Genomic DNA, 7135 nt, shown 5'->3' on the forward strand with positions numbered 1-7135 from the left:
AAGAATGGCTTTGGATTCTTTTTTATTGGTAATAACCTGCCGCCAAGCGTTGTGAAACAGAACTTCAAAACGTGGGTTTCGTTGTAGCTTCTGTGCTTGCGTATTTAATTGGCGTTCACTCTCAGGTAATAAATAAAATGCTTCTTTGGACAGATCCACTGTGGATGCAACTGAAGATGCACTGTTATCTGTAGTGCTGTCCACCTTGGTTGCATTGGGATCTTTCAATTCGACCCAATCACCGGGATAGCGCAGTTTGATATTTGTTGGCCAGTGCTCCTGGCCAGTATCATCTTTTCGCGCGACAACAATCATCTCTACCTGATACCAGCCTTCGTGGGTTTTTGTTTGTGCATGAGCCAATGAAGCTACTAAAACACTAGTGAGCGCGACCGTAATACCCCGTAATGTCTGCAGGTGTTTTATTGGCAGCAGTTTTATTGATTTATAAACCATAAATTAATTCCACCAGGAGTTGATAATGATCAGCATTATTTGCCGGTCATCAAGTGATCTAATAAATCGACAACGGTTTGGATGCGTTTTTCAGTCGCCTCCAAATCCATAGTGAATTTCAGTTGGTTCGCGCCTTCCAGTTTGTAGATGCGTGGTTGGCTTTGTACCAATTTTACTATTTTGAGTGGATCTACCCGCGTATCGCTGGAGAATTCAATTTTTCCACCGCGTGCATTAGCTTCCAGTTTGGTGATACCAATGGTTTCAGCGGTAATTTTGATTTGCGTAACGCGGAACAAATTTTTAATTTGCTCAGGCAGCATGCCAAAGCGGTTGATCATCTCAACTTGCAAGTCGCGCAGGGCTTCCTCGCTATCGGCATTGGCCAAACGTTTGTACATCACCAGCCGTGTGTGAACATCGGGTAAATAATCGGCAGGAATCAACGCCGGGATGCGCAAATTAATTTCAATCGCTTCGCTCAGCGCTTTTTCAAGATCGGCTTGCTTGCCTTGGCGAATTGCTTTTACCGCGCGGTCCAGCATATCCATATAAAGTGAAAAGCCAATCGTTTGAATTTGACCGCTTTGTTCGTCGCCCAATAATTCACCGGCGCCGCGAATTTCCATATCGTAAGTTGCCAGAGTAAAACCTGCACCTAAATCTTCTGCAGCGCTAATGGCTTCGAGGCGTTTTTGCGCATCGTCGGTCATCGAGCGGCGATCCGGCGTTAATAAATAGGCATAGGCCTGGTGATGTGAACGGCCAACACGGCCGCGCAATTGATGCAATTGTGCCAAGCCAAATTTATCGGCGCGGTTAATAATAATTGTGTTGGCGCTGGGGATATCGATACCTGTTTCAATAATGGTGGTGCACACCATAATGTTGAAACGTTTATGATAAAAATCCGACATCACCCGTTCAAGATCGCGCTCGCGCATTTGGCCGTGGCCAATGCCAATACGCGCCTCGGGAATTAATTCCTGCAACTCGCGCGCGACTTTCTCGATGGTGTCCACTTCGTTGTGCAGATAATACACCTGCCCACCGCGCAGAATTTCACGCAGTATCGCTTCTTTGATAACGGCTTCGTCATAGGTGCGCACAAATGTTTTTACCGATAAACGGCGTGCAGGTGGCGTAGCGATAATCGATAAATCGCGAATGCCTGCCATCGACATATTGAGTGTGCGCGGAATTGGTGTGGCGGTGAGCGTAAGAATATCGATCTCCGCGCGCAGGGCTTTGATCTGGTCCTTTTGTCTTACACCAAAACGATGTTCTTCATCGATAATCAATAAACCCAGATCTTTAAATTTAATATCGGGCGATAAGAGTTTATGCGTGCCGACAACGATATCGACCTTGCCTTCCGCCAAGCGCTCCAAAACTTGATTCACTTCTTTAGTGGTACGGAAGCGCGACAATACTTCGACGGTGATTGGCCAATCTGCAAAGCGATCTTTTAAAGATTCATAATGCTGTTGGGCAAGCAAGGTGGTGGGCGCAAGAATCGCGACTTGTTTGCCGCTATGGCTGGCAATAAAAGCGGCGCGCATGGCAACTTCGGTTTTGCCAAAGCCTACATCGCCGCACACAAGGCGATCCATAGGCTTGGATGAGAGCATATCTTCCATGACAGCTTCAATTGCCCGCTGTTGATCTGCGGTTTCCTCAAATGGAAAACTGGCAGAGAAGGCTTCGTACGCAATTTTGGGGTCAGGAAATTTGTGGCCTTTTCGTGCTGCGCGACGTGCGTAGACTTCCAGTAACTCGGCTGCGGTATCGCGGATTTGCTCGGCGGCTTTGCGGCGCGCTTTTTGCCATGACTCACTGCCGAGTTTATGCAGCGGCGCTAAATCATCTTCTGCGCCACCGTAACGGCTGATTAAATGCAAGCTCGTCACCGGTACATAAAGCTTGGCTTCGTCGGCATATTCCAGCGTTAAAAATTCGTTGGTTTGGTTGTCGATGGTGATAGTTTCCAAACCACGATAGCGACCGACACCGTGGTCAATATGAACTACCGATGCGCCGATTTTTAATTCAGTCAGATTTTTAACAATCAGATCGGCGTTGTCTTGCGTCTGTTTACGGCGGCGCTGTTGTTGGATGCGCTCACCAAACAATTGCGATTCAGAAATCAGCGCAATTTTAGGCTTGGTTTGTAATAAGCCCTGCTCAAGTGGCGCAACTGTTATCGCCAGTTTTTGACTGTGAGCGAGAAATTCGTTCCAACTATCCACCGTCATGGGGCGAATGCGGATGCGGCCTAATAATTCCAGCAAGGTTTCGCGGCGGCCTGCGGATTCTGCGCAAAATAATACCTTGCCATCAAACTCCATCAAAAACGCTTGTATTGCAGCAAGTGGGTTATCCGCTTGCGCGCGAATAGGCAGTGACGGGGTGGCAGCAGTGGCAAAGTTATAATTACCCGCTTTTTCTTCCAATGTTGCTGATTCGACAAAGGTGCGGGAATAATTCTTCAGGTTGCCAAAAAATTCATCGATAGCGAGATAAATATCGCGTGGCGCCAGCAGTGGACGCAAAGGATCTACCCGGCGGCTTTCGTAACGGCGCAATAATTCCAGCCAAAAGCTTTCGGCGGATTTTTCGATATCGCCCAGCGCATAAATTTGGGTGTTGGCGGGCAGGTAATCAAACAGCGTGCTGCAAGCATCAAAAAATAACGGCAAATAATATTCGATACCGGGGGGCGATATGCCCGCGCTCACATCCTGAAATACCGGACAGGCTTTGTGGTTGACATCAAAGCGTTCCAACCATTTTTGTTTAAATAAGGTGATCCCCGCTTTGTTAAGTGGGAATTCTTTGGCGGGCAGTAATTGGATTGTATCGACCTTGTCGATGGTGAGTTGGTTTTCCGGATCAAACGTGCGCAGACTTTCAATTTCATCATCAAACAAATCGATGCGATAAGGTAGCTCGCTGCCCATGGGGAAAATATCCATGAGCGAACCGCGCACTGCAAATTCGCCGTGTTCGTAAACAGTATCTACACAGTGATAACCGGCGCGCTCAAGATTTTGGCGCAGTTGATTAGCGTTCAGTTTTTCGCCGACGGAAACCATAAGGCTATTGCCGACTAAATAGGATTGCGGCATGAGTCGCTGCAACAATGTAGTTACCGGAACTACGAGAATGCCTTGTTTTACGCTGGGCAATTTATAGAGCGTGCTGAGGCGCTCGGAGATAATGTCTTGATGCGGCGAAATCGTATCGTAGGGCAGGGTCTCCCAATCGGCCAAATGCAATACCGGTAGTGGGTTTTGCCCTTTTGCGAAAAACGATAGCTCGCCCTCCATGCGAATGGCGGCACTTGTGTCGGCTGTGACCACCAAACTCAGGCCTTGATAAGCCCGGGCAGCATTCACAATGGTGAGCGCTTGGGCGCTTCCGAAAAGCTGACTCCAATAGTGACGGTTGCCGGGTTTGTTAGAGATGGGAGGATTACTTGGGAGCTGTTGGGTCATAAATCGTTTATTAATCACGCATCCAATGGTGGACGCATTTTACCTTTGTTAAGTGGTTTCTTGGGTGACCATTACACAAATAAAAAAATCAAAAATATTTACTGCTAGGCTTAATCTATGCGGCAGCTTAATGAGAAGTGTTTTCATTGGTGCTTTTGCTGATGCGAAATACGCGTAAAAAGAAATCGAATTCAATGAAATCTCGAGTAAAACCTGCATCAAATCAATGCATTGCTATGGTGCTTGGTCGGGGTGGCGTTTATAATTCGCGGGTTTTATCGGGGCTAACTAAAACTTCTCATAAATCAATCTCTTGTGTGTTCTTTGCGCTTTGTGGGGCAGATGTTGATACAGAAATTGGCTGAAAGTTACTCGCCCTATGCTCCAGCGGTTTATTTGCATCGTAAATAAGCTCTGGTGCGCTCGCAGCTCAAGCACTTCCTCCACAAAGTCTTATCCAGTTCCCGCCAGGATGTAACTGGTTAATGGCAGTTGGTTTATCGCTTGCTGCATCCTCACGGCCTGGGTTACCAGGTCTACATCCACACGAACGACTAGGCAGAGACGTATGATAAAGATTCGTCGAGGATTGGATTTGCCCATTACCGGCAGCCCCAATCAATCTATTGAAGATGGCCCGCAGGTTCGCCAGGTAGCTTTAATCGGGTTTGATTACCATGGTATGAAGCCCACTATGGCGGTACAGGTTGGTGATAAAGTCAAACTCGGTCAGGAATTATTTTCTGATAAAAAGACTCCCGGTGTTATTTACACTGCTCCTGCATCAGGTACGGTAAGCGCGATTAATCGCGGCGACCAGCGCGTATTCCACTCAATTGTGATTGATGTGGATGGTAATGATGCTATCGAGTTTGCCAAATATCCAGCAGCTGATTTAGCTGGTTTGTCACGTGAAAGTGTTCAGCAAAATTTGGTGCAATCCGGTCTGTGGACTGCGTTGCGCACCCGCCCTTACAGCAAGGCTCCTGCGTTGGATTCAAAACCAAGCTCGATTTTTGTTCAGGCTATTGATACCAATCCATTGGCAGCTAACCCACAAGTTATCATTGCGGGTAAAAAAGATGCTTTTGCGAATGGCTTGACGGTGTTGGCGCGTTTGACGGAAGGCAAAGTATTTGTCTGCCAGGCGGAGGGTGTAGATCTTCCTAAAGGGCAGGGCAGCAATATTGTCACTGAGACTTTTGCTGGTGTTCATCCTGCAGGCAACCCTGGAACCCACATTCATTTCCTTGATCCGGTCAATGCACACAAAACTGTGTGGACTATCGGTTATCAAGACGTGATTGCGGTAGGTGAGTTGTTCACTACCGGTAAAATGAATGTTGAGCGTGTTGTTGCGCTGGCTGGCCCACAGATAGAGCGTCCGCGTTTGGTGCGCACTCGCATTGGTGCCAATCTGGTTGAGTTGACTCAAGGTCAAACCAAAGCCGGTGAAAACCGCGTAATTTCAGGTTCGGTATTCGGTGGTCGTCGTTCTCATGGCAACCTGAGCTTCCTTGGTCGCTTCCACAATCAAGTCAGCGTGTTGCTCGAAGGTCGTGAACGCGAAATGCTTCACTACCTGCGCGCGGGTACTAATAAGTTCTCGGTATTGGGAATTTATTTATCGAAATTGCTCCCCTCTAAAGCCTTTAACTTCACCACCTCTACCAATGGCTCCGAGCGCGCCATGGTACCGGTAGGCTCTTATGAGAAGGTCATGCCGTTAGATATCCTGCCGACACAATTGCTGCGTTCATTAATTGTGGGCGACACCGAAATGGCACAAAAATTGGGTTGCCTTGAGTTGGACGAAGACGATTTAGCACTGTGTACCTTTGTGTGCCCGGGCAAATACGAATACGGCCCGATTCTGCGCAACAACCTTACCCGTATTGAGCAGGAGGGCTAATTGATGAGTCTGCGAAAGATACTCGACAGTATGGAGCCGCATTTCCATAAAGGCGGCAAGTACGAAAAATGGTATGCACTTTATGAAGCAGCAGACACCATTTTCTATAAACCTGCAGATGTAACCAAATCCACTGCTCACGTCCGCGATGGCGTAGATTTGAAGCGCATTATGATCACCGTATGGCTTTGCGCATTCCCAGCAATGTTTTTCGGTATGTATAACGTGGGTTTGCAGGCAAACACCATTCTTGCTGCAACCGGTGCAACCGGTATCGATAACTGGCACGGCGCTTTGACAGCGATGTTTGCCGGACATAATCCCGACAGCATTTGGGACAACCTTGTGCTCGGCGCTGCCTACTTCCTTCCTATATATGCCACCGTATTTATCGTGGGCGGTATTTGGGAAGTATGGTTTGCGATGGTTCGCGGCCATGAAGTCAACGAAGGTTTCTTCGTAACCTCCATCCTGTTCGCCTTGACCTGCCCACCAGATCTGCCTTTGTGGCAAGCGGCGTTGGGGATCAGCTTCGGTGTAGTGATTGGTAAAGAAGTTTTTGGTGGTACTGGTAAAAACTTCCTCAACCCTGCACTCACTGGTCGTGCTTTCCTGTTCTTTGCCTACCCTGCAGAAATGTCGGGTGATGCAGTCTGGACTGCGGTTGATGGATACACAGGTGCGACCTCACTCTCTATTGCTGCACAAAATGGTATGGATGCATTGGCTGGTCACATTACCTGGATGGACGCGTTTCTTGGTTTCGAGCAAGGTTCTATCGGCGAAACCTCTGTATTGGCATTGATGATTGGGGGTATCGCTCTGTTGGTGATGGGTATTGCCTCTACTCGCATCGTGCTCGGCGTGTTAATCGGTACCGTGTTGACTGTGCTGCTCTACAACTGGTTGGGTGCGGATAGCAAAAACCCAATGTTCCAAATGCCGTTCTGGTGGCACTTTGTTCTGGGTGGTTTTGCCTTTGGCTTGTTCTTTATGGCAACTGATCCTGTGTCCGCCTCTATGACAAATGCAGGTAAGTGGATTTTCGGTGGATTGATTGGCTTTATGGTAATCACGATTCGTGTGGTTAACCCGGCTTATCCAGAAGGCATGATGTTGGCAATTTTGTTTGCGAACATGTTTGCCCCTACCATCGACTACTTCGTCGTTCAATCCAACATTAAACGGAGACTGGCGCGTGGCTAACCAACAAACAGCAAAATATACCATCGCAGTCACATTGATTATGTGTCTGGTGGCATCCGTACTG

4 protein-coding genes are annotated in these 7135 nt (G+C 47.9%); 2 read left to right on the forward strand and 2 right to left on the reverse strand.

Annotated elements, in window-relative coordinates; genetic code table 11:
* Together ACWA6V_RS14325 and mfd are read right to left on the reverse strand one after the other, a co-directional pair.
* On the reverse strand, positions 1–456 hold a 456-nt coding region (locus tag ACWA6V_RS14325), incomplete at its 3' end, for a CsiV family protein (RefSeq protein ID WP_449523131.1).
* A 35-nt stretch (positions 457–491) separates the two neighbouring features.
* Entirely contained in the window at positions 492–3953 is a 3462-nt protein-coding gene (gene mfd, locus ACWA6V_RS14330; protein ID WP_449523132.1) for a transcription-repair coupling factor, read from the reverse strand.
* Positions 3954–4521: 568 nt separating this feature from the next.
* Between mfd and ACWA6V_RS14335 the strand changes: the two genes are divergently transcribed.
* Together ACWA6V_RS14335 and ACWA6V_RS14340 are read left to right on the forward strand one after the other, a co-directional pair.
* Positions 4522–5865, forward strand: a complete 1344-nt coding sequence (locus ACWA6V_RS14335; RefSeq protein WP_449523133.1) for a Na(+)-translocating NADH-quinone reductase subunit A — start codon at positions 4522–4524, stop codon at positions 5863–5865.
* A gap of 3 nt (positions 5866–5868) precedes the next feature.
* A complete protein-coding gene (locus ACWA6V_RS14340; protein WP_449523134.1) occupies positions 5869–7071 on the forward strand; it encodes an NADH:ubiquinone reductase (Na(+)-transporting) subunit B in 1203 nt (400 codons plus the stop codon).
* Positions 7072–7135 lie beyond the last annotated feature (64 nt).

The organism is Cellvibrio sp. (genome assembly GCF_053579595.1).

Excerpts from the sequence above, each read along its gene's own strand:
- ACWA6V_RS14340 (WP_449523134.1), top strand. The coding sequence starts at position 5,869 with ATGAGTCTGCGAAAGATACTCGACAGTATGGAGCCGCATTTCCATAAA.
- ACWA6V_RS14335 (WP_449523133.1), top strand. The coding sequence starts at position 4,522 with ATGATAAAGATTCGTCGAGGATTGGATTTGCCCATTACCGGCAGCCCC.
- mfd (WP_449523132.1), bottom strand. The coding sequence starts at position 3,953 with ATGACCCAACAGCTCCCAAGTAATCCTCCCATCTCTAACAAACCCGGC.